At 54.8% G+C, this 24,060-nt stretch carries 20 protein-coding genes; 7 read left to right on the top strand and 13 right to left on the bottom strand.

Annotation, left to right across the window (positions count from 1 at the left end; translation table 11 throughout):
* The first annotated feature begins 104 nt into the window (after positions 1–104).
* Positions 105–1,715: a glycine--tRNA ligase gene (locus B2R17_RS26025; protein WP_286766311.1), complete on the top strand. Its 1,611-nt coding sequence runs from the start codon at positions 105–107 to the stop codon at positions 1,713–1,715.
* A gap of 44 nt (positions 1,716–1,759) precedes the next feature.
* Here the strand turns inward: B2R17_RS26025 and B2R17_RS26030 are convergent, their stop codons facing one another.
* Positions 1,760–2,437, bottom strand: a complete 678-nt coding sequence (locus B2R17_RS26030; protein ID WP_158453548.1) for a sulfotransferase family 2 domain-containing protein — start codon at positions 2,435–2,437, stop codon at positions 1,760–1,762.
* A gap of 202 nt (positions 2,438–2,639) precedes the next feature.
* Positions 2,640–3,899: a glycosyltransferase family 2 protein gene (locus tag B2R17_RS26035; protein WP_008667480.1), complete on the bottom strand. Its 1,260-nt coding sequence runs from the start codon at positions 3,897–3,899 to the stop codon at positions 2,640–2,642.
* Between the two features lie 276 nt (positions 3,900–4,175).
* Here B2R17_RS26035 and rfbF point away from each other — a divergent pair, with 276 nt between their 5' ends.
* A complete protein-coding gene (gene rfbF, locus B2R17_RS26040) occupies positions 4,176–5,000 on the top strand; it encodes a glucose-1-phosphate cytidylyltransferase (RefSeq protein WP_008667477.1) in 825 nt (274 codons plus the stop codon).
* 78 nt (positions 5,001–5,078) lie between these two features.
* Entirely contained in the window at positions 5,079–6,140 is a 1,062-nt protein-coding gene (locus B2R17_RS26045; protein WP_008667476.1) for a GDP-mannose 4,6-dehydratase, read from the top strand.
* A gap of 204 nt (positions 6,141–6,344) precedes the next feature.
* On the opposite strand, the gene B2R17_RS26050 is transcribed toward B2R17_RS26045, so the two are convergent.
* The 6 genes from B2R17_RS26050 to B2R17_RS26075 all read right to left on the bottom strand — a co-directional run bounded on the left by B2R17_RS26050 (position 6,345) and on the right by B2R17_RS26075 (position 11,924).
* Positions 6,345–7,094: a cephalosporin hydroxylase family protein gene (locus B2R17_RS26050; protein WP_008667473.1), complete on the bottom strand. Its 750-nt coding sequence runs from the start codon at positions 7,092–7,094 to the stop codon at positions 6,345–6,347.
* Complete coding sequence (locus B2R17_RS26055) at positions 7,091–7,834, bottom strand: formyltransferase family protein (RefSeq protein WP_286766289.1); 744 nt, start codon at positions 7,832–7,834, stop codon at positions 7,091–7,093. Before B2R17_RS26055 ends, B2R17_RS26050 begins: the two co-directional genes overlap by 4 nt.
* A 1-nt stretch (position 7,835) precedes the next feature.
* On the bottom strand, positions 7,836–8,954 hold the full coding sequence (locus B2R17_RS26060) for a DegT/DnrJ/EryC1/StrS family aminotransferase (protein WP_286766290.1): 1,119 nt from the start codon (positions 8,952–8,954) through the stop codon (positions 7,836–7,838).
* A complete protein-coding gene (locus B2R17_RS26065) occupies positions 8,951–10,177 on the bottom strand; it encodes a class I SAM-dependent methyltransferase (protein WP_286766291.1) in 1,227 nt (408 codons plus the stop codon). The genes B2R17_RS26060 and B2R17_RS26065 overlap by 4 nt, the downstream gene beginning before the upstream one ends.
* Positions 10,174–10,737, bottom strand: coding sequence for a dTDP-4-dehydrorhamnose 3,5-epimerase family protein (locus tag B2R17_RS26070; protein WP_286766292.1), 564 nt, complete (start codon positions 10,735–10,737; stop codon positions 10,174–10,176). The genes B2R17_RS26065 and B2R17_RS26070 overlap by 4 nt, the downstream gene beginning before the upstream one ends.
* A gap of 191 nt (positions 10,738–10,928) precedes the next feature.
* Positions 10,929–11,924 carry a UDP-2,3-diacylglucosamine diphosphatase gene (locus B2R17_RS26075; RefSeq protein ID WP_286766293.1) on the bottom strand — a complete coding sequence of 332 codons (996 nt, stop codon included), beginning with the start codon at positions 11,922–11,924 and terminating at the stop codon, positions 10,929–10,931.
* Between the two features lie 465 nt (positions 11,925–12,389).
* On the opposite strand from B2R17_RS26075, the gene B2R17_RS26080 reads away from it, so the two are divergent.
* From B2R17_RS26080 to B2R17_RS26095, 4 genes are all read left to right on the top strand, one after another.
* On the top strand, positions 12,390–13,238 hold the full coding sequence (locus tag B2R17_RS26080; protein WP_286766312.1) for a succinate dehydrogenase cytochrome b558 subunit: 849 nt from the start codon (positions 12,390–12,392) through the stop codon (positions 13,236–13,238).
* 41 nt (positions 13,239–13,279) lie between these two features.
* Complete coding sequence (gene sdhA, locus B2R17_RS26085) at positions 13,280–15,289, top strand: succinate dehydrogenase flavoprotein subunit (RefSeq protein ID WP_286766294.1); 2,010 nt, start codon at positions 13,280–13,282, stop codon at positions 15,287–15,289.
* 88 nt (positions 15,290–15,377) lie between these two features.
* A complete protein-coding gene (gene sdhB, locus B2R17_RS26090; protein ID WP_008667459.1) occupies positions 15,378–16,232 on the top strand; it encodes a succinate dehydrogenase iron-sulfur subunit in 855 nt (284 codons plus the stop codon).
* On the top strand, positions 16,233–16,622 hold the full coding sequence (locus B2R17_RS26095; protein ID WP_008667457.1) for a hypothetical protein: 390 nt from the start codon (positions 16,233–16,235) through the stop codon (positions 16,620–16,622). It begins immediately after the preceding gene.
* 126 nt (positions 16,623–16,748) lie between these two features.
* Here B2R17_RS26095 and B2R17_RS26100 read toward each other — a convergent pair whose 3' ends face one another.
* The 5 genes from B2R17_RS26100 to B2R17_RS26120 form a co-directional block, all read right to left on the bottom strand.
* A complete protein-coding gene (locus B2R17_RS26100; RefSeq protein ID WP_339886938.1) occupies positions 16,749–18,314 on the bottom strand; it encodes a proprotein convertase P-domain-containing protein in 1,566 nt (521 codons plus the stop codon).
* Positions 18,311–20,983, bottom strand: coding sequence for a secretin N-terminal domain-containing protein (locus B2R17_RS26105; RefSeq protein WP_286766296.1), 2,673 nt, complete (start codon positions 20,981–20,983; stop codon positions 18,311–18,313). The genes B2R17_RS26100 and B2R17_RS26105 overlap by 4 nt, the downstream gene beginning before the upstream one ends.
* Positions 20,984–21,366: 383 nt before the next feature.
* Entirely contained in the window at positions 21,367–21,825 is a 459-nt protein-coding gene (locus B2R17_RS26110; RefSeq protein WP_286766297.1) for a hypothetical protein, read from the bottom strand.
* Positions 21,826–21,962: 137 nt separating this feature from the next.
* Positions 21,963–23,414 carry a GntP family permease gene (locus B2R17_RS26115; protein WP_008667448.1) on the bottom strand — a complete coding sequence of 484 codons (1,452 nt, stop codon included), beginning with the start codon at positions 23,412–23,414 and terminating at the stop codon, positions 21,963–21,965.
* Between the two features lie 44 nt (positions 23,415–23,458).
* Positions 23,459–24,060 (bottom strand): arginyltransferase (locus tag B2R17_RS26120; protein WP_286766298.1); only part of this gene is annotated, 602 nt, incomplete at its 5' end.

The following is a 24,060-nucleotide window of genomic DNA, read 5'->3' on the forward strand; positions in this document are numbered from 1 at the left end:
TTCGCGTTTGGACCAGTGGGATAGGCTAGCGAACGAATTTGGGGACAATGTTGGGTTGGATTTCCCTTCACTCCCCGATTGCCTGCCCGATTCTCATGAAATCAATGGACGCCTTGGTGTCGTTGTGCAAACGACGCGGTTTTCTTTTTCAATCCAGCGAAATTTACGGCGGTGTCCAAGGCTTCTGGGACTACGGGCCGTTGGGCGTGGAGCTAAAACGCAATCTGAAAGATGCGTGGTGGCACGACATGATCTCTGGGCACAACGAATTGGTGTCGCCCGCCGGTGCTCCGTCGACGTTTGAGATGGTGGGGTTGGATTGCACGATCATCATGCACCCACAGGTTTGGAAGTGCAGCGGCCACTACGATCTTTTCCATGATCACATGGTGGATTGTCGCGAATCGAAGAAGCGATATCGCTTTGACCAAGTCCGTGGCCGTTTTGTGGAATACCAGGGCAAGAAAATCTTTGTTTCGACGCTTGCTGAGATCGAGCAAGAAGAAGGCGAAGTGCGACGCCGTGGCATGAAGTTCTTCAAGCTTCGTGCCAAGAACGCGGATGAACTGACCGTCGAAAAAGAATCGCTGACGCTGGACAAACTCGACTCGACTGAGAACGTTTTGGCGCCCGACGCGAAGGCACTCGGAACACTGACCGAGCCCCGCGAATTCAACTTGATGTTCAAGACCACCTTGGGTGCTTTGGGTGGTGAGGAAGACACGACATTCTTGCGTCCGGAAACCGCGCAAGGCATTTTCGTCAACTTCAAGAACGTCGTCGACAGCTCTCGCGTTCGCATTCCCTTTGGAATCGGCCAAGTCGGCAAAAGCTTCCGCAACGAAATCACGCCGCGAAACTTCACGTTCCGTTCGCGTGAGTTCGAGCAGATGGAGATCGAATTCTTCTGCCACCCAAATCAGTCGCAGGAGTGGTACCGCTACTGGCGTGATCGCCGAATGGCTTGGTACACCAAACTTGGTTTGTCCAGCGAATCGCTAATCATGCGGGAGCACCACACCGAGGAACTGGCTCACTACAGCGTTGGAACCGCCGACATCGAGTACGCATTCCCCTTCCTTCCCGAAGGTGAATATGGCGAATTGGAAGGGATCGCGCACCGCGGCGATTTCGACCTTCGCAGCCACATGGAAGGCAAGCTGGATCCGGCAACCAATCCGATGACCGTCGAACTGAACGAGCACGGCAAGCCGAAGCATCGCGGCAGCGGCAAAGACCTTGCCTACCGCGACGACATCACGAACGAGAAGTTCGTGCCGCACGTGATCGAGCCTTCCGCAGGTGCGGACCGTGCTGCACTCGCGTTCCTCTGCGAAGCGTACACGGAAGACGAAGCGCCCGACGAAAACGGCAAAATGCAAACTCGAACGGTCATGAAATTGGACCCGCGTTTGGCACCGATCAAAGCCGCCGTATTCCCGCTCGTTAAGAAGGACGGGATGCCGGAAGTCGCGCAAGAGATCTACGGTGCGCTCAAAGAGCATTACAACGTCTTCTACGACGCCAAGGGAGCGGTGGGTCGACGTTACCGCCGTCAGGACGAGGCTGGAACGCCGTACTGCATCACCGTCGATGGCGATTCCCTGACGGACAAAACCGTCACCATCCGCGACCGAGACACCCTGGAACAAACCCGAGTCAAAATCGACGACGTCGTTTCAGAGATCCAGTCCCGAATGAAAGCCTCCACCTGATTCCGACAGTGAATCGGATAGACGTGTTGCGCTGTCGAACGCCGTCAAAGCAACGACTTTGATGGCGTATCCTCATTCGAAAACTCGTAGCCAAACAGTTTGCAGTCTCTCCAATGGCGAGATGCGATCAAGTCGATACCGCGTTGCGAATAGTACTTGCGGTAGTCGTCTTTGGTGGACACGTTCACTCGGCCAGTTGTCGGTGAGACATCGATTTTCAGCTGCTCGATCATCGCCAGCAGTTCTTCCAAGAGGTTTTCTTGGTGCAAGACGTGATCGACATGGACATGGCCGTTGTCATCGCAGATCCAATCGGACTGCTGTCGCTTGAGGTAGCCCTGAGGAGACTGTGGAGCATCGTCGTCGTCCAGCCAATTCAGATAGTCGTCGAATGACATCCTGCGAAAGAGCTTGTGTTCAATCTTGAGTCCTGATCGTTTGCCCCAGCGGTCGCGACGGACGTAGTTGTACCAGGAAACGTGCCAGGCCCAGGGATTTCGGACCACGGTCAGAATCTGGTTGTCATGAATGTCTCCGCTGTGGTCCTTAAACACCCGCGCGTACTGGTTGTAAGTCAAATGCCCTCTGGCATCCTCCCACCGAATCGTGGGGCAGGTTTTTGAATAAGGGGAAAAGGTTTTTTGAACAAAGGACCCGCCGCACTTAGGAATGTGCAAGTAGATCAACGAAATTTCATTTGAATCGGTTGTCGGAAGTTGCATCGGCAAAGTCCATCGCAGCGAAGATCGGGCGAAGCCAAGTGATCCAAGCCAGCATGCAGATGTTTGCACTCGACAGGGATCTGGTTTGGCAGGGACTTTTGCGTTGAAGAATTCAACAAAATCAAATTCACCCAACAAAAAACTCCCTTTGAGTTCAATGAACCCAAAGAGAGTTTCCGTTTCAAGGCCGTGATTTTCGCTCTCAGGCGGCTCGGGCAACGAATTGCGATTCGCGAGCACGCTGCATGGCAGCTTTCCAGCAAAAGTTTCTTGAGCGGCTTCCGTCGAGAATTCCGGAGTAGTCATCACCGATCACGCGGTCGTAAGTTAACGCCGCCGTCAACGCGTTGTTCTTGCCATCGATTTCCGCAGAAATACGTTTGCGATGCATCATTGTGCGGAGTTTCTCGATCCGTTGGCTGTACTTTTTAATTTTGCCAGCGACGGCAACGCTTGTGTCACTCGCCTCGGCGAGTTCTGCCTGAGTTCCTGTCTTTTCGGCGTAATTAGCCATGTGTTCAGCTAATTTTTGTTTGGTCTCGTGGTCCCCCGCACGCGCGGAGTTGAGAACGTAGTGATACCAAGCACGGTAGTCAGGCCGATCGATTTCCTGCGGTGAAATTTCGCGAATGGTTTCCAGTGTTGAGAAGAACGCATGGGGAACAGTCACTGCGTAGCCGATCGCGTCACAGAGGAAATCCTGCTTGTTTTCTTGCTGAAACATTTGAGCAGGTTTGCAGCGAGGGTCGCCGGCTTTGTAGGCATGATGGGCTCCACCTGTGCTAACAGGGCTGTAACCGTTCAGCGTAAACGGGTGTGCCACATGGAGTGCGTGGGCGTCTCTCAAAACGGCTTGGTAGGTGACATACACATCGGGGTTGCTGCTTGCAAAGCAAATTCCGTCTTGTGTTTCAATGCTGCGCAAGAATTGCCGCGAAATGCATCCGTGATAGATTGCAGGTTTCGGGCCGAGTGCCCCAATGTTGCATTCCAGCAGCTGTTGTTTGGCATTTTTGCTATCAATTGTCTCGAGCTCGCCAAACAAGCTATTCCGTTGGAACTTCACGCTGCCAGTTCGCTTTCCATAACCATCGACTGGCCAGCCGTAAGTCGGCCTGTCCCAGCTCAGTGCATCTGGCCGGTGTTGTTCAAGGATTTGGCGAAGGAAGCGGAACTGACCTGGGAGAATGCAATCATCGTCTCCGATGTAGACCACATAATCGCCTTTGCAATATTGCAAAGCGAATTCGAAATTTTGACGCATCGAGATGCGTTCGCCGGTATTGAGATACTTCAGTCGTGGGTCCTGGATGGCGTCGATGACCTGCCGTGTGTGGTCATTGCTAGCATTGTCGCTAACGATAAGCTCGAACTGATCGTCCTCGATCTGTAGTCCTGTTTGCACGGATTCTTTGAGGTAGTCAGCTCGTTCCCGAGTTGGAATGATGAGACTAATGATCACGGTGAACTCTCAATGATCGAGGAATGTTTGGGAGCAACAACTGCCCGATGGGTATGGGCACAACGCAAATTCGGCCAAGCAATGGAGTTGACGGAACAGATCCAACCTCATTAGCAACCCCGCCGGGGAGCGGTCAATGTCGAAGTGACGGCATGGCGAAATGGCCAACGCAATTTCGGTATTGTTGGAAACTGCGAGCAACGCTAAGGTTTCACGCACTTCGGGTGCCCAAAGGCGTGGGGCTCACTCGTGCTTCGATGACTAAAGGAATGGTCAATGTCGATCGTATTGCTTGCCGGTGGACTCGGCACCAGACTGCAGGAAGAAACCACTAGTCGACCGAAACCCATGGTCGAGATTGGAGGCCGTCCAATTTTGTGGCACATCATGAAGCATTTTGCTCATCACGGCCAAGATGAGTTCAATATTGCCTGTGGGTACATGGGCGACTTCATCAAGAATTACTTTCTCGATCAATACAATCTTTCTGGTGATCTCTCGATCGACTTCGGTCGCAACGTGGTCGCCCGAAAAGAAACTGAAGCGGAAAGCTGGCGTGTCAATTTGTTTGACACAGGAATTGACACGCAGACGGGTGGCCGGTTGCTGAGACTGAAGTCCCGTTTAGACAGTGGTACATTTATGCTGACCTACGGCGACGGTGTTAGCGATGTGGATGTGGAAGCCTTGCTGGATTTCCATCGTTCACATGGTCGCCTAGCAACCGTCACTGCTGTTCGTCCACCAGCTCGATTCGGCGGGCTGATCATGAGTGGCGACTTCGTGGATCACTTCACTGAAAAACCAGTCTCCGGAGAAGGCTGGATCAACGGTGGGTTCTTGGTCCTCGAACCTGGCATCTTTGATTACTTGTCGTCGGATCGGGACAGCCTGGAAGCAGACGCTCTTGAGCGGGTAGCAGCGGACGGACAATTGGCCGCCTATCGTCATGACGGATTCTGGCAGTGCATGGATACACTCCGTGACAAGCACTATTTGCAGCGATTGTGGGACGAGGACCGCGCCCCATGGCGAACATGGGATCGCGATGTGCAACAACCCCGTTTGCGGATCGGTCCCACAAAGGCCAAAGCTGCGTAGACAAATTTTCGCAATGGGTGTGAACTTTGGTGGCGCCCGACACCATCCTCAACGATCTACAATTTCACGAGTTTATTCATGAACGTTTCCCACAGCAGCAAAGCAGCCTTTCAGCCAAGCTTTTGGAGAGACCGTTCGGTATTGGTGACTGGCGCGTCGGGGCTAGTTGGCGGATGGCTAGTCAAGCAATTGTTGGAAGCAGAAGCCGATGTCATTTGCTTGATTCGTGATTGGACGCCGAATGCTGAGATCGTCCGTTGTGGCGATCTTGATCGCGTGACGGTTGTTCGCGGAGATATCTGCGATCAAGACTGCCTGGAGCGAATATTGGGGGAACACGAGGTCTCGACGGTCATGCACTTGGCGGCGCAGACCATCGTCGGAATCGCCAATCGCAATCCTATTTCGACCTTCGAGGCCAATATCGGCGGAACATGGAAGTTGATGGAGGCTTGCCGTCGCAGTCCCAAGGTGGAGCAAATCGTCGTGGCGTCCTCGGACAAGGCCTATGGCGATGCGAAGGTGCTGCCCTACACGGAGGAAACTCCTTTGGTTGGAATGCACCCGTACGATGTCAGCAAATCGTGTGGCGATTTGATTGCACAGACTTATGCAAATACCTACGACTTGCCAGTCTGCGTGACTCGTTGCGGCAACTTCTATGGTGGGGGGGATCTGAATTGGAACCGGATTATCCCTGGCACGATTCGGTCAGTGTTACGTGACGAAGCACCGGTCATTCGATCTGATGGTTCGTTTGTTCGCGACTATTTCTATGTGGAAGACGGTGCTGCTGCTTACATGCACTTGGCCGAGCAGATGGCCCAACGCCCCGAACTCAGCGGAGAGGCGTTCAACCTTTCGACGGAGATCCAAGTTTCTGTCTTGGACCTAGTCAATCAGGTTCTTGAAGCGATGGGCTCTTCGCTTCAGCCGAGCGTGTTGGGAGAAGCTTCCAATGAGATTCAGCATCAATACTTGGACGCGAGCAAGGCTCGGGATATGTTGAATTGGCGGCCAGATTTTTCACTGAACGAAGGGTTGGCTCGTACAATTCAGTGGTACCAGGATTATTTTGAGAACCATCAAAATCAGCGGTCCGTGATTGCCAACGTCGCAAATTCGATTGCTGCGGCCTGAACCCATTGGATGAGGCGGTTCAGCCTCACGTTGACACACGGATGTCAGTTGTACAGTTCTGTGACATGAACTGTCGGATCACTTCGGTTGTTTGGACGTGGTTCTCTATTGCCGCCGTTGCTGGCCCAGCCAGCCAAAGCACAGAACGACTTCGCCACGCCTGTTCGGCATCTTAGGTGGCTCTGTTGAAACCGCGGAAACGTCTCACTTCGTTCGTTTCAAAAAACCGTCGGGTGCGACGGTGATCAGCAATTTGTCGTTGAATGCTTTGTCAATCGTGAAGTTGTCGTTGTCGCCAATGTATTGGTGAACGGCTGTTTTCGCATTGTCGCCTTTGCCCCAGGGTCGATCAGGAAACATGTCTTCTGGAAGATCTTCAATGATTGTATCGAAGACGACGCAATAACTGCCGACGGACGTCATCGGAGCGTATGCCCGCAATTCGGCCAGGACATGGTCGTGAGTGTGATTGCTGTCTAGGAATACGAGCACCCGTTTCTTTCCGTTTGCAAGTTCGGCAACCTGAGCGACAATTTCAGGGGCTATGCTGGATCCCTGGATCATTTCAATGCGTTTAAACATTGGGTGTTCTTCGATCGCACTGCGGTTGTGGTCGCGAATATCGATGTCGATCCCGACGACTTTCGCGTCCTGGTTTCCTCCACATGCAGCATTTAATTCCAGCAAAGAAGCCGAAAGTATCAGCGAACCGCCGTGAGCGATTCCGGTTTCGATGATGAGGTCAGGCTGTATGCTCCAAATCAGTTCTTGGATCGCAACAATGTCTTGGGGGTATTGAATGATTGGACGACCCAGCCATTCGAAGTGATAGGAATATTTGTGAGCGTTTGCCTGGTTGATCCAGGTTTGGGTGGCGTTCTTCAGTTCTTGTGATTTTCCCTGCGTTTGAATTTCTTCGTCGCATTCGGATTTGAATTTTTCGTACGGTGTCATGAGTTGGCTTTCGTGATATTGATTCTTACTTCGTATTTGTTTCCGTCCGCTTCAAACCAGCATGACGGGTGTTCGTTGAATGTTCGAGCTCTCAAACGGTTTAGTAAATCTTCCGCTTGGTACGATTGCTCCAACATGATTTGACTAGCCGGTTCCAGTTCCGACGAATGATGAAAACTGCCCTTGCTCAAGTCCTGGGGGGTTCTCGCGAATTGGAGCAGGCGAATTTTCGGATAGGTTTCTCGAAAGAGATCGACCATGGCTGTCTGGGCGCGGTAAAAGAGCGATTCACCATTGTCTTCCCAATCGTAGGCGATTTTACGCTGGGCCACGATGTCACCGCTGTCGACCCCTTGTTCGACCATGTGGAGCGTGACTCCGAAGGGTGCCTTCTCGACGATAGCCCAAAAATTGTAGTGCTTGCCTCTGTTGAATGGCAGCAAACTGGGGTGGGTGTTTATGAAGCCGTGCCGTGGAAAGTCGAGGAACGCCTGACGAATCAGTCGGGGCCACCAGGCTAAAATGCCCAAGTCTGGTGCGATTGACCTTGTCCCGGCAAAATCGAGGACCTGTTGCTCGGAACGAAACGCAACCACCGGAACATGGTGCTGCTTAGCGGCTTCAGTAATGCTGTTTTCTTGTGTCGTAACAACGAGGCAAAGATCGTCTGCGTAGTGCTTCAGCAGCCAGTCGGCGATTTGAGTCCCAACGTGTCCATCGGCAAAGAGAGCAAGTTTCATTTCAAGAGCTCCCAGTCGGATTCAGATCTCGGACAATGGCTGCAACACGGTGAATGTCAGAGTCTTTTATGTCGTGATAGCTGGGCAGATTGAAGGAGCGTTTGGGCAAGTCGTATGAATTGACGTTCTCAGGTTTGCTATCGAAAAAGTCGAGGCTGCTCAGCGGGTGGAAGAACACTCTGGCATCAACGTTTTCGGACCGGAATCGTTCGGCGAGCATGTCGCTGGTGATGCCAGAGTCTTGAGAACAGACGATAGATGGCATCCAGGCTCCATTGACCGTGCCTTCGCCCTCGGGGTTTAGCGAGACCCAATCGAGGTCAGATAGTTCTGTCCGGTACGCTGACATGATTTCGCGTTTGCGATCAATCAGCGACTCGATGCGTTCCAGTTGTGCGCATCCAATTGCTGCTTGGATATTTGATATCTTGTATTTGAAGCCAACCATGTCGGGCCAAAACTGTTTGGTCTGAGTTCGAGACCGACCGTGGTTGGATAATGTCAAAACAGTTTCGTACAGATTGGCGTCATTGGTCACGAACATGCCGCCTTCACCGGTGGTCAGTGTCTTTGTGCCGTGGAACGAGAATGTTCCGAAGCGGCCGATGCTTCCGGCTCGCCGACCATGGTGTTCTGAGCCAATCGCTTCGGCTGAGTCTTCGATGATCGGTAGGTTCTTGCGTTCCCCCAAATCGCACAGAGACTGCATGTCACAAACATTGCCGTACAGGTGGACGGCAATGATGGCTTTTGTCTTGCTAGTGATCGCCGCCTCGGCTTTTTCCGGATCAATGCACCATGAATCTTGCAGGACGTCGACAAATACCGGTGTTGCACCCAAGTGAACGATGGGTGCTGCAGTCGCGATCCAGTTGGTGTCGGCCAGGATCACTTCGTCGCCCGGTCCAATTCCTAGTGCGGCCAGTCCCATGTGGATCGCGCCAGTGCAACTGGAGGTCGCGATGGCATGGTCAACACCGAGGTGTTCTCGGAACGCTTGTTCAAAGCGGCCGATGTATTCATAGCACTTCGCACCCCATCCGTTTTCGGCAGCATCTGTTGCGTAACGGACCTCGAGGTCCGTGATGGATGGTTTGGTGTAGTGAATCCTGGGTTTCATATGATTCTCAGGCTTGGGATGGCACTTACCAATTTGGCGTTCCATTGACGCGTGTAATCAAGTTGTTTCGCGATTTCGTCGAGGAGGTTCCATGGAAGGACCACGATGAAGTCGGGTTGCTTGGAGCGCAATTCATCTTCGTCGACGATTGGAATTCGACTGCCGGGCATGAACTTGCCCTGTTTCGCAGGATTGCGGTCGACGACAAATTGAATCAAGTCCGGCCGAATGCCAGCGTAATTGAGCAACGTGTTTCCTTTTGCAGCGGCACCATACGCTGCCACACTTTTGCCTGCTTTCTTAGCGTCGATCAAGAAGCGAATAAACTCGTCCTTGACATCATTGGTTTTTTGTTGGAATCCGAGATAGAAGTTGGCGGTTGTCAGTCCGATTTTTGCTTCGCTATGAAGTAGCTTCTCGACTTCGGAAGAGATTGCTCTTTGTCCAGTGTTGGCGCGTTGGGCGAACACGCGAAGGCTGCCGCCATGTGTTGTCAGTTGCTGGACATCAAACACACGCAAGCCATTGGATTCGAACACCGCCTTGACTGCCGTCAGCGACAGGTATGAGAAGTGTTCGTGATAGATCGTGTCAAACTGAATTTCCTGGACCAGTTTCACTAAGTGTGGGAATTCAAAAGTCGCGACACCGTCATCCTTCAGTAGAATGCTGAAGCCACGCACAAAGTCGTTGATGTCGGGAACGTGCGCGAGGACGTTGTTCGCGGCGGTGAGGTCCGCTCGTTTATCTTGCTCAGCGAGTTCGGTTGCCAAGCCAACGCCAAAAAATCGTTCGACAACTTCAATTCCTTTCTCGCGAGCCGCTTGCGCTGTACTTGCCGTGGGTTCGATGCCCAAACACGGGACACCGGCCGCCTGAACGTATTGAAGCAGGTAGCCATCATTGGCAGCGACCTCGACAACATGGCTGTTTTGGTTGAGCGAGAACCGCTCGGTCATTTCATGAACATACTTTTCGCTGTGTGCCAACCAACTGGTGGAGAAACCACTGAAATAGGCATAGTGGGAATCGAAAAGTTCTGCGGCATTGGAGAAGTCTTCGGTTTGGACCAGCCAGCATCGATCACAAACTAATACTCGCAGCGGGAACCACTTTTCAGGTGATAGCAGTGATTCTTTTGTGAGATAGGCGTTGGATGGCGGCGCGCTGCCCAGGTCGACAAACGGAAGTGTCAGCGGATGTTGGCAATGTCGGCATTTCATAGTTGGATTCCGTTGAAACTATCGTCAAGTTTCGGAAGTCGATTGTCGCGGTCAGAGCGTTGCGAGACTTCCAGCGGCCATTCGATAGCCAAAGCAGGGTCCATCGCATCAAGGCCGGCTTCTGAGTCCGCGCGATAGAACTCCGTGTGCAAATACAGCAACTCGCAGTCATCGGTCAAAGTCTGGAATCCGTGCGCGAATCCTTCGGGAATGAAGAAAGTGCGGTGATTGGATTCGCTAAGGATGACCCCATGCCAGTGAAGGTATGTCGGTGAGTCGGGACGGAGATCGACCGCAACATCAAAAATTTTGCCGTGCAGACAGCTGACAATCTTCTTTTCGCAATGAGGCGGTCGTTGGAAATGCATGCCTCGAACGGTACCGCGTTGCTGGGTAAGCGTTCGATTGATTTGAACAATTGTGGAGCCGTCGAGCAGTTCGGCGAGATCCACATCGCAATGCATCCGTTCCAGATATCCACGGTGATCACCGATCGGCATACGCTCGAGAACGATCAGGGGCTCGAGTGGCGTGGTGTGTAGCTGGAAGCGATTGGTCATGGGGTTTCGGCGGTCCATCCTGGAAGCTTCACCACAAGCGTTGCGGCGACGCCAATCATGTGGATGCTGTCGCCAACCGCTTGGCGATTGTCAGCAAATCGCTTTTGCAAATCCCGCAGAGGGTGAATTTGCCGCCCAGGGTAACGGTTTTATGTGTCAGTTCAATCATGCTGACACATGAGCCGAAGAATTCACCCCATGCCGGTGAAGAGGTGGCGTTTGATGGCGGCGGCTTTGGGGGTGAGTTGGTTGGTGGCTTGGGATTGAGATTTGGCGGATGCCGGGGGGACTCGATCGGGTTGGTCGAAGTCGATCAATTCCAGTTCGCCGTTTTCGTATTCGACCATCGCGGTGGCGTTTTCGACCCAGTCGCCCAGGTTGAAGTACAGCGGGCGCTTGGCATCGGGATTGTCCGACGTGGGGCTGAGTCGTCGCACGGTCGGAATGTGGATGTGACCGCAAACGATTGCGTCGCAGTCGTTTTCGCAAGCGTGTTGGCGAACCTTGGATTTGAATCCGCTGACCCACTGCACGATTCGTTTGGTGGTTTGCTTCAAATAGCGACTGATTCGGCGGGGCTTCATCCGCAACCATTTCAGCACGCGGTTGATCGCTCGGTCAGCGGTTAGCAGAATTGTGTACAGGAACGTACCGATCAGTGAGAGCCAGTGGGCTTGGCGTTCGACTTTGTCGAATTGGTCACCGTGCAGGACCACGACGCGGCGGCCATCGACGGTTTCGTGAACGAATTGTTCGCCGACAGCCACGTCTTCTGACTCAGCGATTTCGGGCCAATCGACATGCCGCAGGTAATCGTCGTGATTTCCCGGCGTGTAATGAATCGCGGTACCTTCGGCGGCGAGCTCGGCCAATCGATTCAGCAAGCGATCGTAAATTGGAGGCCAATACGGCTGCATGTGCAGCACGCGGGCGTCGATGAAGTCACCAACAAGATACAGGTGTTCAGGTGAGTGGCTGTTTAGAAAAGCAAGCAGTCGGTCGACTTGCGCGTGGCGAAGCCCCAGGTGAACGTCGCTGATGAAAATGGAACGAACCGACCGCGTCGCTCGGTGCTCAGCCGCCGTTTTCGCGGGCGCAACCGTCGCGCTGGATCGCGAAAAAGGTCCCGTTCGCCGGCGGCGAGGGGGCAAGACGGTGGACGATTGGTTGGGCAAAAAAGTGATCAACAGGGTGGTCCATCGGGCCAAACGAAGGTCAACGTGTCTGTCGTCAGGATAACCACTGACATCAAAAGTCGAGTCCCAATGATTCGAAAGAAGAAATCAATTCACGAAATAATCATTCGGTGACTCTTCTGCTGGCACCGTTTGGTCATGCCCGTGTCGTGCTGGATGCCCCCGAGGACAATTTACGGGCAGGCATTCTGCGACAATCCGCATTTTTCAGGATTTGGACCTGGGCGACGGTTTGATCGCAAACTCAGAAGTTGTCAGGGGGACACTTCAGCGACAGATGGTCGCAGTTGCGGGGAACCATTCCCGCGGCTCTCTAGGCTGAACTGTCCCCAAGGCGTAAACTCCGAGGGTTGAGCCGATTGAACCGATAGGATGGACGCGTTGCGGCGTTATCTCAAACGGTGGACGACGGTTCTTCGATTGGCCAGTTTCCACCTCAAGAAGACCTGGACCCCCGTGTCTGAACTCACTCGTTCGCAATCGTTTTTCCTGCGTCACGAATTCGCCATTCGACGACTGCACTCGCTGACCGGGATTGTACCGCTGGGCGTTTACATGGTCATTCACCTGACCACCAACGCCAGTCTGCTCAACGGGACGGAAACGTTCCAACGAGCGGTGTTTATGATCCATAGCCTCGGGGATTTGCTGCCCGTGGTGGAATGGGGAGGCATTTTTGCTCCGTTGTTGTTCCACGCGATTTTGGGCGTTTGGATCATCCGGACGGGCAAGTCCAACCTCGGAAACTATCAATTCACCGGCAACCGCCGTTATGTGTGGCAACGCTGGACTGGGCTGATCGCCCTGGTTTTCTTGATGACTCACGTGTTGCACCTGCACGGTTGGTTCCATGCCGGATTTTGGCTGGCGATCATGGAGCCGCTCGGGTTTGCGAGCTTTGACCCATACAACGCTGCCTCATCACTTGGCCAAGCGATGCAGGGCTACGTCTGGCCAGCGTTTTACTTGGCGGGCGTCTTGGCGACGGTTTATCACTTGGCCAACGGCATCTGGACCGCTGGAATCACCTGGGGATTCTGGGTTTCGCCACAAGCTCAGCAGCGAGCCACCAAAGTATGTGTGGCCTTCGGAGTCATTTTGGCGGTTATTGGAACAGCGGCTTGGTGGGGTGCGGTCCGAATGGACGCCGAAGACATCGCTCAGGCCCGAGCCGATGAAAACATCATGTACGAAGCGGCCAAGGAAACCGGTTTGGCTTACGACATGCCCGAGAAACGAACACCAGTCGACGTCGAGGAAGCCGAGAGTGCATCCGGTTCTGACGACGACGTGATCACCGAATAAGTTTGCAACCACCCATTTTGATTCTTTGAAGGAAACATTCCATGGCACAATCCAACTCGCCCACTCGCGTGGTTGTCGTTGGGGGTGGTTTGGCCGGTTTGGCGTCGACGATGAAGTTGACCGAGCTGGGCGCCCAAGTCGATTTGATCAGTTTGACGCCGGTCAAACGTTCGCACAGTGTTTGCGCGCAGGGCGGCATCAACAGCTGCAATGACGCGACTCGGCAGCTGGGCGACGATGAGTGGAAACACCTCGACGATACGGTCTACGGGGGTGACTTTCTGAATCACCAACCGCCCGTCAAGGAAATGGCTTACTGGGCACCCAAGGTCATCGAGCTGATGGACCGCCTGGGCGTGCCGTTCAACCGTACCGGCGAAGGTTTCATCGACCGTCGGCGGTTTGGTGGGACTCTCTATAAACGAACCGCATTCGCGGGGGCGACCACCGGACAACAGTTGCTGTATGCCTTGGACGAGCAAGTGCGTCGCCAAGAAACCGAAGGCAACGTTCGTAAGTTCGAATTCTGGGACTTCCTGGGCCCGATCCAAGATGAAACCGGACGCTGTCGCGGCGTGGTGGCTCAAGACATGGTGTCAATGGAAATCAAAGCGTTTCCGGCGGACGCGGTCGTGGTTGCGACGGGCGGATGTGGCTTGATCTACGGTCGCAGCACGATGAGCGTGTTCTGCACCGGCAGTGCCGCGAGCCGTTGTTTCCAAAACGGTGCCAAGTACGCCAACGCGGAATTCATTCAGGTTCACCCAACGGCGATTCCAGGTGCTGACAAGCTGCGTTTGATGAGCGAATCGGCTCGTGGTGAAGGCGGACGCGTTTGGGTTCCACGCACCCCTCAGGATTCTCGCGGTCCTCGCGACATTCCCGAAGCGGATCGCTACTACTTCTTGGAAGAACGCTACCCCGAATACGGGAACTTGGTTCCGCGCGACATCGCGACGCGTGAGATCTTTGATATCTGCGTCAACGAAGGGCTCAGTGTCGAAGACGATCGCATGTGCGTGTATCTCGATTTGACGCACATCCCGCGTCACGAGCTGGATCGCAAACTCGGCGGCATCTTGGAAATCTACGAGAAGTTCCAAGGCGTCGACCCACGCGACGAACCCATGAAGATTTTCCCGGCTGTTCACTACAGCATGGGCGGATTGTGGGCGGACTACGTGAAGAGCGAAGACGGCGGTTTGGAAGCCGGTGCACCTCGCAATCACATGACCAGCATCGACGGTTTGTACGCGATTGGCGAATGCGATTACCACTATCACGGTGCAAACCGTTTGGGTGCGAACTCGTTGTTGTCGTGCATCTTCACCGGATTGTTCACCGGTTCGTCCATCATGAACTACTCGGCATCGCAGAAGTCGGGTGCGGACGACGTGCCTCAATCGCTGCTTGATTCCGCTGTGAAGGCACAGCAAGACCGCCACGATCACTTGCTCAACGGAAACGCGGGAAGCGACGAGAATCCATACCTGATTCACCAAGAGCTGGGCGATTTGATGACTCGCGTTGCCACTGTGGTTCGTCGCAACGACCAATTGGAAGAAGCGATCAAGAAGGTCGACGAACTGCACGAGCGAGCGATGAAGGTTTCACTGGCCGACACAGGTTCGTGGACCAACCAAAACGTCATTTTCGCGAAGTCATTGCAGGACATGTTTCCACTGGCAAAAGCCCTGCTCAAGGGAGCTTTGCAGCGAGACGAGTGTCGTGGGGCTCACTTCAAGCCTGACTTCAAGAAGCCATCGTTGACTTCCGAGGATCCCGTTGAGCGTCGTCGCCAAGCCGAAGCATGGTGCGATGAGTTTGAAGCCAACAATGAGAAGTATCTCAAGACCACGGTTGCAACCTGGAACGCCACCACGAACCAACCGGATCTCGCTTACGAAGATGTTGATACATCGTTGATCCCACCTCGTCCGCGCTTGTACGGATTGGTGGGTGCCGAGGCGATCGAAGAAGTTTGGAACGAACGGGCCGCCAAGAAGTTGGCTCAATCGAAATCGGGCACGGGGTTGGTGGGAGCCAACTGAGTTCTCCTTCGTTTTCAACCTTTGCGTTTCCCGCCAATCGCTTTGTTCACCGCACTGCCTCTCAACCACCTTTTGAATCCTTGATCCGATGATTGCTCTCGAACCTTCGACAAAGAAACGACCCGAGTTCATCAACGTTCGTGTGCGCCGTCAGGACGCTCCCGGAGAAGCTCCGTACTGGGAACTGCACAAGATCAAGTATGAGCCGGAGATGAACGTGATCAGCGTTCTGCAACGGATCGCAGCTCAGTCAACCAACCGCGATGGCAAGAAGGTGACTCCTGTTGCCTGGGATTGCGGTTGCTTGGAAGAAGTTTGCGGTTCATGCACGATGGTCATCAACGGCCGAGTTCGTCAAAGCTGTAGCGCGTTGGTCGATCGTTTGCTCGTGGACAATGCTGACGAAATCGTTTTGGAGCCGATGAGCAAGTTCCCCGTTGTTCGCGACCTCGTCGTCGACCGGGCTCGGTTGTTCCAAGGATTGGAGCGAGTCAAAGCTTGGGTGCCCGTCGACAGCTACTACAACATGGGTGCTGGCGAGCGGATCCTGCGGGAAGACCAAGAACGCAATTACCCACTCAGCCAGTGCATGAGCTGTGGTTGTTGCCTCGAGGCTTGCCCTCAATACAACAAGATCGAGCTGACGCAAAAGTCTGGTGAAACAGCTGAGGAGTTCGAGGCTCGCAAGAGTCAGGCATACTCCGAAGCGTTTGTCGGTCCACACGCGATTTCGCAGGCGATGCTATTCAACAACCATCCCACCGGAAAATCGCTGGCCGGCGAGCGACTGGATGCACTCGAAGGACCCGGCGGTTTGGCGTCCTGCGGGAACGCTCAGAACTGCGTTGCGGTTTGTCCGAAGGAGATTCCGCTGACGACCTCCATCGCACGTGCCGGGCGAGCGACAACTCTGCATGCGATTAAGAAGTGGTTTGACAAGTAATTGCGTTGGTTGCGGTATCTATGGGCCGCTCCCAACACGCTGATCGGAATCACGATCGGGTTGTTGTTGGGGGGACGTGTTGTGTGGGTTTCAGGAGTCGCTGAAATTCACGGACGCTGGATTGCCCGGGGCCTGCGATCGATGCCTGTTCCCGCCGCGGCCATGACGCTCGGCCACGTTGTGCTTGGTTGCACGATCGCGGATCTGGAAAGAACTCGCAGGCATGAGCGAGTTCACGTTCGGCAGTATGAACGGTGGGGGCCCTTCTTTTTGCCCGCTTACCTGGGTGCTTCGTTGGTGTTGAAGCTGATGGACCGCGATGCGTATCGCGGCAACCCGTTTGAGATCGAAGCTTACGCAGTGGATGACCCGTCAAAGCGAAGCTTCTAACGTGTCCCTCAAAGCAACTTCCGGGTTGAATGACCGTACGATGGACTTCCAAGTCCGTTGATGGCAGCGTTCTTCACCAACTTGGAAGTCGGTCGCACGGCCGACTAGATCCTGAGTCTTCAGTCTTCAGGGCTTCGACGTGTCCGGCGTGATGTCGAGGCTCCAGTTGTGCAGCAATCCAAACCGTTCGCTGCGTGTTCCCACGATGACCAATTGCCAAGTGCCCTGAACATTCTTTCCGTTGAAAGAACTCAGGCTGGGTTGGTTCTTCAGGCGGCCTTCGGGGATGAAGGTTCCTTCAAATGGTGGGCGAGCTTTTGTGATCGGCAGTCGTGCGTCGTCATCGAACCGAGTTCGGTCGAAGTGGTCATCGTGCCCGCCGACTCCGGAAAACAATTCGATCTTTGTCTCGTCAGGGCCGACCAGGTAAGCATCGAGTGCTTCGTCGTGCGTGTGCGTGATCGAAAGCTGAACGTTCACGTCGGCGATCACATATTCTTCTTCGATGAAGATTTCTGAGACGACTGTTTTGCGAGGCGGCAAAGCGGAGGCGGTTTCGTTTCGGTAGTTGCCGCCCATCAACGCGGTTGATCCCGCGAGCTCGCTTTTGGTTAGCAAGCCGTCGGCGTTTTGATCGTACGATTCAAACTCAGCCAGCAGTTCAGGGGTCCATTCGGAGGTGAATTCCGGCATTGAGATCTGTTGGTCGCCGTCTTGGTCGCGTTCAAAGAACCACGGCGGCAATCCTTCCGCGTCCTGGTCTTCTCGTTCCTGGACTTGGAGAAGGTGATCGTTCAATTCGTCGCGAGAAATCTCGCCGTCTCGGTCGAGGTCGATGCGACCGAAGGGGATGCCCATCGCGACGGTTTCGCTGGCTTCCAGCCTTCCGTTGCGATTCTGGTCGAATCGTTCCATCACGGTCGATGCCAGGTAATAGCGACGATCGCGGCGCCAGTAACGTGAGTCATCTTCGCGACTGGGCCGTTCTGTCTCGCGGACCTCGCTACCCACTCGTCGGCGTTTCTTGATCAGTTCACCCGATGCATTCGAAAGCAGGCGGCGTCGAGCGTAGCGTTGGGCCAATTCGATGACGCTGAGTCGGTTGTCACCGTCGTAGTCTTCTTCGAATGGATCCCGGTATCGCCAATCAGCTCGTTCCACTTCACGTCGGTCAAGGAATCCATCTCGATTGCGATCACTTCGCGATAAAGTGCGTTCGGCTTGGCGATAGTCGGCGGCGGTGTACTGGAATTTCATTTCACCCAGCCCGAACTCGGGAACCATCGGTTCATCGTCCAGTGGGCCAAACGGACGCACGGTGATTTCGTTTTCGGGGTCAACTTCTCGTGATGAAGTGCCGTTCTGCAATGCGTGATAAATACGCACCGCTTCCTGCCAACGCTCGACCGAGTTGTCCCGGTTCAGGTCCATTCGGCGCGCTTCGGCCACACGTTCGAGATAGGGCCGAGCGAGTGCCGTGATTTCTTCTGGTTCAATATCGCCGTCTTGATCGCGATCGAGCCGTTCCAGCGATTCGCGAAGCCCCGATTGTGCGTTGGCGACGTTGCCGTCCGAAACCACGGCAGCGGCCATGGCTGCCATCGAGACCGGCAGAGCGGCTCGAAGAACAGTGCGACGCAATGACTTGATGAACGAAGAAAACATGGTGACGTTCCAGTGGAATCGCATCATCGTCCTCCTCGGTCTCGCGAACGATCGCGGGATGAAGATGTGGTCGGTCGACGGCTAGTGATCGTCGACGCACCGAGCACTTGCTGCAGCACTTCGCCCATGACTTCATCGCTGCTGGGGATGATGACTTCGACCGCTTGTTCGCCACGCGAATCGATCGTTTGAACGAGCGTTTCCACTTCGGCAAACAGTTGCTGAGGTGCGGTCACGATCAAGGAATTGCTGGCTTCGTGAACGGCGACGGTCATCTTCGGTTCCAAGTCACGAGCCGCTTGGGAGGCCGATTTTTTGGGTGGATTCTTCGAGTTGCCGCGGTTGTCGCCATTGCGAGCCGCGTCGCGTGCATCGGAATCGTTTCCACCACCGGCTGCCGCGTTGGCTTTGCCCGGTCCTTCGGCCATGCGACCGGCGTAGGCTGCTTGAACGGCTTCGGCGACGTCCGCCGCACGGGTGTGTTTGAGTTCGATGACGCGGGAAGTGCCGTAGGTTTGCACCGTCGTGATGCTGCGGTCTTTGTCGATGATTTTGAGATAGTTTTCGATCAAGTCGATGTCGTCGGAGGATCCCTGAGCGATCAAACGATTCAAACGCGAATCGGAAACGATCGTGATGGAGCCAAACAGCAACGTCATCGTTCCGTCACGAGTGGTCAGGAAGCTGCCGAGGTAACCGCCGGACGAAACCGAAGTCATCGTGCCGTTGATCAATGTTCCGGCTTCACCTTCTTTGGCTGCCTCTCCGCCCTCAAGCAACTCCGCCAGCATTCGCAGCGCGTCGTCGGGACGAATGTGTTGCAGGTAGAAAGCGATGGGGGGCGATGATGCAGGCTGCATCGATGTGCCGAGCGATCGCAAGTGTTGCTCGAACTCGTTGAGTGCCGTCGTGTCTTCGGATTGCAGGATCAATCCACGTGAAGTGATTTGGCAAGTGATCGGTTGAGATCGCGAACGTGTGACGGTTGTCAGCAAGCGAGCTTCGGTGGGCTCGTCGGTCAGGCTGCGTTTGCTGGTCAGTTCGAGGGCCTTGTGGTCAGGGCCGGGATCAGAGCTTTCGGACGCGTCGCTTTCGTCTTCGTTGGGGACGCGTTCAAGCACGTTGGGCGAATCGGATTCGTGTCCTGGATAGAGGATCACCGGATTCGTCGATTGCCAAAACTTGGCGCCGGTTTCCAGCAAGCGTTGCGCGTTTTTGCCTTTGAACGGAAGCACGCGAATTTGCTCGGCGTCGCTTGGTGCACCGCCTTTTTCGAGTCCTTCGACGATGGTTTTGATTTGGTCGATGCGATGACGTTTGCCTCGAACGAACAGGCGGCGATTGCCTGGATCAGCGTCGATTCGAGGGGTATCGGGATCAATGTCATCCGGATCGGCGTACTCGTCAGGCAAGTCCAACATCTGATCGATCAAGCTGATCGCATAGGACGGATCGACTGACTTCAGTTGGATGACTTCGAATTCATCGTCTGCGGCTTGCAGTTCATCCACGGTCTGGCTGATTTCCGCTTGGGTTTCAGCCGAAGCCAAAGCGACGATCGTGCCCGCGTCATCGTCCATTGATAGGCGAACGGTTTTGCCGGAAAGCAGTGTCTGTAGGACGTTGTAGACCGTCCGAACGTTTCCGCCTGGAACGAGGTAGGACCGAAGTTGCATCGGTTCGTTCGAAGAGACTTTGGCAGAGTCGGGCTGATCGACCGCTTTGACCAAACCTTCCAGCAATTTCACTTTGTCTTCGATGCCGGTGACGAAGATGCTGTTACCACCCAGATCAGCTGACAGGCTGACATCAATGCCGATCATCTCATCCGTCGCCAGGCCCAAGTGCGGTCGAGCAACAGTCAGGACGTCGTCCGCGGTAACGTGTCGCAACTGGAACGACTGGACGATCGTGCCGTTGTCCATTTCGTCCAATTTGAACGCCGACAGAACCCGTTGGACGCTTCTCAGTTTCGCGACGGAATCGGTGACGATCAGTTGGTTGGTTTTGTAAAGGACCGTTGGGCTGGTCATCAAGTTCAGTGCCGACAATTCTTGAACAGCGTCTTCTCCATCGATCTCACCGAGTGAGAAAATGCATTTGACGACGTCGTGTGGTTTTCTGTCGGCGAGTTGTTCGGCGTCGACGAACTCGGCCAACGTTTCAAGCTGTTGGACTCCGCGCGGGTCGGTCAAATCGATGACCGAAAGCAAGCGACCGCTGCGAACCAACGTGAATCCTTCCGAGATCAGAAACAGATTGACTCGGTCAATCGCTTCTTGAACGGTGAACTCGCTGTTGTCGGTGTAGGTGAAGCTGCCCGATGGCAACTCACTGATGTGCAATGCCAGGTCCGCTTCATCGGCCAGCCACTGGATCACTTCTCGCCATGGAACGCCGTTGAACGAGAACCGCAACGTCTCCGCTGTTTGCGAATCAACGTTTGGTTGTTCGACCGAATCGGCTGGGGTGACGTCGACAACTTCGTCGGCTGAACATGGACGAATGTTCGGTGCTGCGGTGCCAGTGCCCACGCACGCGCCGGCCAGCACGGCAAGTGCCAGCGAAGCTCGAACCCGTCGTTTGCTCGAGACGCTGCGATGACGCTCGGTCTTCAGACCTGCGGACGCATCGCGGCCTGAGAAACATTCGTCCAAAGCGACCCATCGCTTTGGGAAGTTCAGTGCATTGTTCATGAGGCTGGAAGCTCGGTGGCGGTGAAACCAGCGGCTTTGATTCGGTGGGAGGTGGGAGCGATCGCGGGGACTGTCGAGAACGATGATCGCAGGGGGGACTTGTAGAGTACTGAATTATCAAACAAAGTCAATGTTTTTCGGGGTTTTCGGGCTGCCGAAGCCCCCTGGGATCATTGGTCTGTGTCATTCTCGCGACGCGTTTTTTGCCAAATCCGCCGTGTTCGAGTGGCTGGTGAGTCGAAGTCGCGACGCGAATCAGACGGCTGATCAAAGTGCCCGCCAAAGGGTTGGGTTGAGGCACCCTTTCGGCATCTGAGCGGGGGGGTTGCGAATCCGCTCGCGGTCCTTTGATTTGGTTCGAGTCCGATGCTTTCGAAGCGGGCTCAAACGGAACGGATTTGCCGAATCAGGGCGAGAATTGCCTCGGCTTGGTCGATTCCACCAGCTTGCTTCACGAATTCAGCACCTGCTTGCAGCGTTTCCATGCTGACAGCACCCGAAGTGGGGGTAGGTGCGGACGGTGGGTTTGGCGTCGCTGCCGGTTCCGGGGCCGCGGTGACTTGGCGGCGGCGTTTCGACGGAGCGGACTTCTTTGCCGCCTTGCGTTTTTCCTGCGAGCGAACGTTTCCGACGTCCTGGTATTTGATGCCGTGTTCTTCCAGAGCGGCAACGATTTCCGTGTTTCGAGCCTCGGGATGAGCCTGGATGTAGCGGCGAATTCGCTCGCTTTTGCTCATGGCAGGCGCATCTGACTTCGACGACGATCCAGCGTCGTTACTGGCAGTTGGAACGGAGTTCTCCGAGTGGGAGGCGTTGATCAAATCGGGTTGGGTCGTATCCATGAACGTTCGTTGCTAGCAATTTTTGGGCAAATCAGAACGTCCCATTAAAATCACTCGACTAGAAATTTGAAACCGTTCATCGGTACATCTGTGACTTCGTTGGGTGAGCTGGCTGTTGTTTCGCGATCAAAATGAGGTCACACGGCAGGAAAGATCGCCGCGGCAACGACGGTGACCAGCAACGCCGAAACACCCAATGCGGCACTCATGGGAGAGATCGTTCGCAACGCTTCTTTCTCGGTCATGCCCGTCATTTCGGAGATGATCCAAAACGCGCTGTCGGTCATCCATGAGATTGGTTTGCTTCCCGCTCCGATCGCCATCGCCAAGTAAACCGGGTGAAACGGAAGCTCGCCGCTGGTTGCCAGCGATTGCAGAATGCTGGCCGAAGTGATCATCGCGATGGTCGCCGAGCCTTGGATTGTTCGGATGGCGGTCGTCACGAGGAACGCTAGCGGAAGCAACCAAAGCCCCGGGAATCCCTTGGCGATGGAGCCGACGACTTCTGCGATGCCGGCTTGGTAAAGCATTTTGCCCATCGCCCCGCCCGCGGCGGTGATCAGGATGATGGATCCGGCCGAGGCGATCGCAGCGGAAACCACTTTGCGTCGTTGATCGTTGGGAACCCAGCGGATCAATCCAAAAGCGACGAGGCAACCCAAACCCAACGCGAGGTTTTTGTCGCCCAAGCGAATGATCCAGCCCAGCAGTTCCGATTCTGCGACGGCTTCGCTTCCGTAAATGGATTTGATGGTCGAACCCAACGCGATCAGAACCACTGGCAAAGCGATCGGGAATAGCGACAGCCACAACGGCGGCTTGGGCGGAATCTCAGTTGATTGATCGCCGGCTGATGCCAGACGCTGCGTTTCAGGGCGAATCTCCTCGCCATCTTCGTCGCGAAGTGGCAGGTCGACAAAGTGATTGATGACTCTAGCCGCTGCCAATGCAATCACGCTGGTGATGCTGCCGATGCCGAGACCGGCGATCAACATCGCACCGATTTCGACTTCCAAAAAAGCGGCAACCTGAAGTGGGCCGGGCGTGGGCGGGATCAACGAGTGCGTGATCGATCCACCCGCCAAAATGGCCAGGATGAACAACACGTAGTTCTTGCCGGTTTTGCGTCGCAAGGATCGAGCCAGCGGAAGCATCAGGTAGAAAACCGTGTCGAAGAACACGGGAATGCCCAACACAAACGACGCCGCAGCCATTGCTTCGGGAGCACGTTGTTCCCCGGTCCAGCGAAGCATGGTGTCAACGATTTTCGCCGCCGCACCGGACTGCATCAGCAATCCGCCGATAACGCTGGCCAACGCGATCACGATTCCAATGGAACCGGCGGTCGCGCCAAAGGCATCCGCGACTCGTGCCGACGCGGATTGCCCCACGAAGGAGGTGGCTTCGGCGTCAGTGAATTTACCTTCGGCCAATCTTGCCGATGCGAACGATGACAATTGAGCCGGCGTGGTCAGCATCGCCACCATGATTGCCGTCGATAGCAACGCCAGAAACGGATGCAGTCGAAACGCGAGGATCGAGACCAGCACCATCGTCACGGCGAGCGCGACCAACCACCAAATCGTCAAGGTTTCTACTCACAGCGTGGGGAATGGATGTGTGACGCCAGAGTCTACTCCAAGCAAACACGCCATTGCCCGTCGATCAAACGTTCTTGTGGTACGAAACGAGATTTGTAATTCAGGTGCGGGTTCTCGGCGACATACAAACCCAAGTAGACCCAGGTGCGGCCGTTGTCTTTGGCCCACTGAATTTGTTGCAGCACCGCGAAAGTTCCCAAGCTGAACTTGGATGCGGCCGGATCAAAGTGTGTGTACACCGCACTGATGCTTTGTCGGCCGATGTCCATGATTGAAACGCCGACCAATTGGTCTTGGTGCCGGATCTCAAGCTCGAGCGTTGGCCAGCACGTCGCGATCAAAAATGTTTCGTAGTCCGATGCGCTGATGTCGCCATCTTGGGCCAAACCACGGAGGTTGCGATGGTCGTTGTAAAGACGAACACGATCAGCGTCGACTCGCGGGGGTTGCCAATTCCAGGTCAGTTCACGCTCCGCCTTCTTCAAGACACGACGCAGTGATTTGGTCAGCTGGAACTCATCTGCTCGCAGGCGAGTTGGTTGGCAAGCACGGCAATTCGGACAATTCGTGTGATAGACGAATTGGCTGCTACGACGAAAGCCAGCGGCCAGCAGCGTGTCGGTGTCTTCGCTGC

It is taken from the genome of Rhodopirellula sp. UBA1907 (genome assembly GCF_002337565.1).
GTDB classification, from domain to species: domain Bacteria; phylum Planctomycetota; class Planctomycetia; order Pirellulales; family Pirellulaceae; genus Rhodopirellula; species Rhodopirellula europaea.

Coding starts and splice junctions, on each gene's coding strand:
- B2R17_RS26110 (WP_286766297.1), bottom strand. CDS start 21,825: ATGGATACGACCCAACCCGATTTGATCAACGCCTCCCACTCGGAGAAC.
- B2R17_RS26050 (WP_008667473.1), bottom strand. CDS start 7,094: ATGACACCGTACGAAAAATTCAAATCCGAATGCGACGAAGAAATTCAA.
- B2R17_RS26100 (WP_339886938.1), bottom strand. CDS start 18,314: ATGATGCGATTCCACTGGAACGTCACCATGTTTTCTTCGTTCATCAAG.
- B2R17_RS26045 (WP_008667476.1), top strand. CDS start 5,079: ATGAACGTTTCCCACAGCAGCAAAGCAGCCTTTCAGCCAAGCTTTTGG.
- B2R17_RS26055 (WP_286766289.1), bottom strand. CDS start 7,834: ATGAAACTTGCTCTCTTTGCCGATGGACACGTTGGGACTCAAATCGCC.
- rfbF (WP_008667477.1), top strand. CDS start 4,176: ATGTCGATCGTATTGCTTGCCGGTGGACTCGGCACCAGACTGCAGGAA.
- B2R17_RS26070 (WP_286766292.1), bottom strand. CDS start 10,737: ATGACCAATCGCTTCCAGCTACACACCACGCCACTCGAGCCCCTGATC.
- B2R17_RS26030 (WP_158453548.1), bottom strand. CDS start 2,437: ATGCAACTTCCGACAACCGATTCAAATGAAATTTCGTTGATCTACTTG.
- B2R17_RS26065 (WP_286766291.1), bottom strand. CDS start 10,177: ATGAAATGCCGACATTGCCAACATCCGCTGACACTTCCGTTTGTCGAC.
- B2R17_RS26105 (WP_286766296.1), bottom strand. CDS start 20,983: ATGAACAATGCACTGAACTTCCCAAAGCGATGGGTCGCTTTGGACGAA.
- sdhA (WP_286766294.1), top strand. CDS start 13,280: ATGGCACAATCCAACTCGCCCACTCGCGTGGTTGTCGTTGGGGGTGGT.
- sdhB (WP_008667459.1), top strand. CDS start 15,378: ATGATTGCTCTCGAACCTTCGACAAAGAAACGACCCGAGTTCATCAAC.
- B2R17_RS26060 (WP_286766290.1), bottom strand. CDS start 8,954: ATGAAACCCAGGATTCACTACACCAAACCATCCATCACGGACCTCGAG.
- B2R17_RS26025 (WP_286766311.1), top strand. CDS start 105: ATGGACGCCTTGGTGTCGTTGTGCAAACGACGCGGTTTTCTTTTTCAA.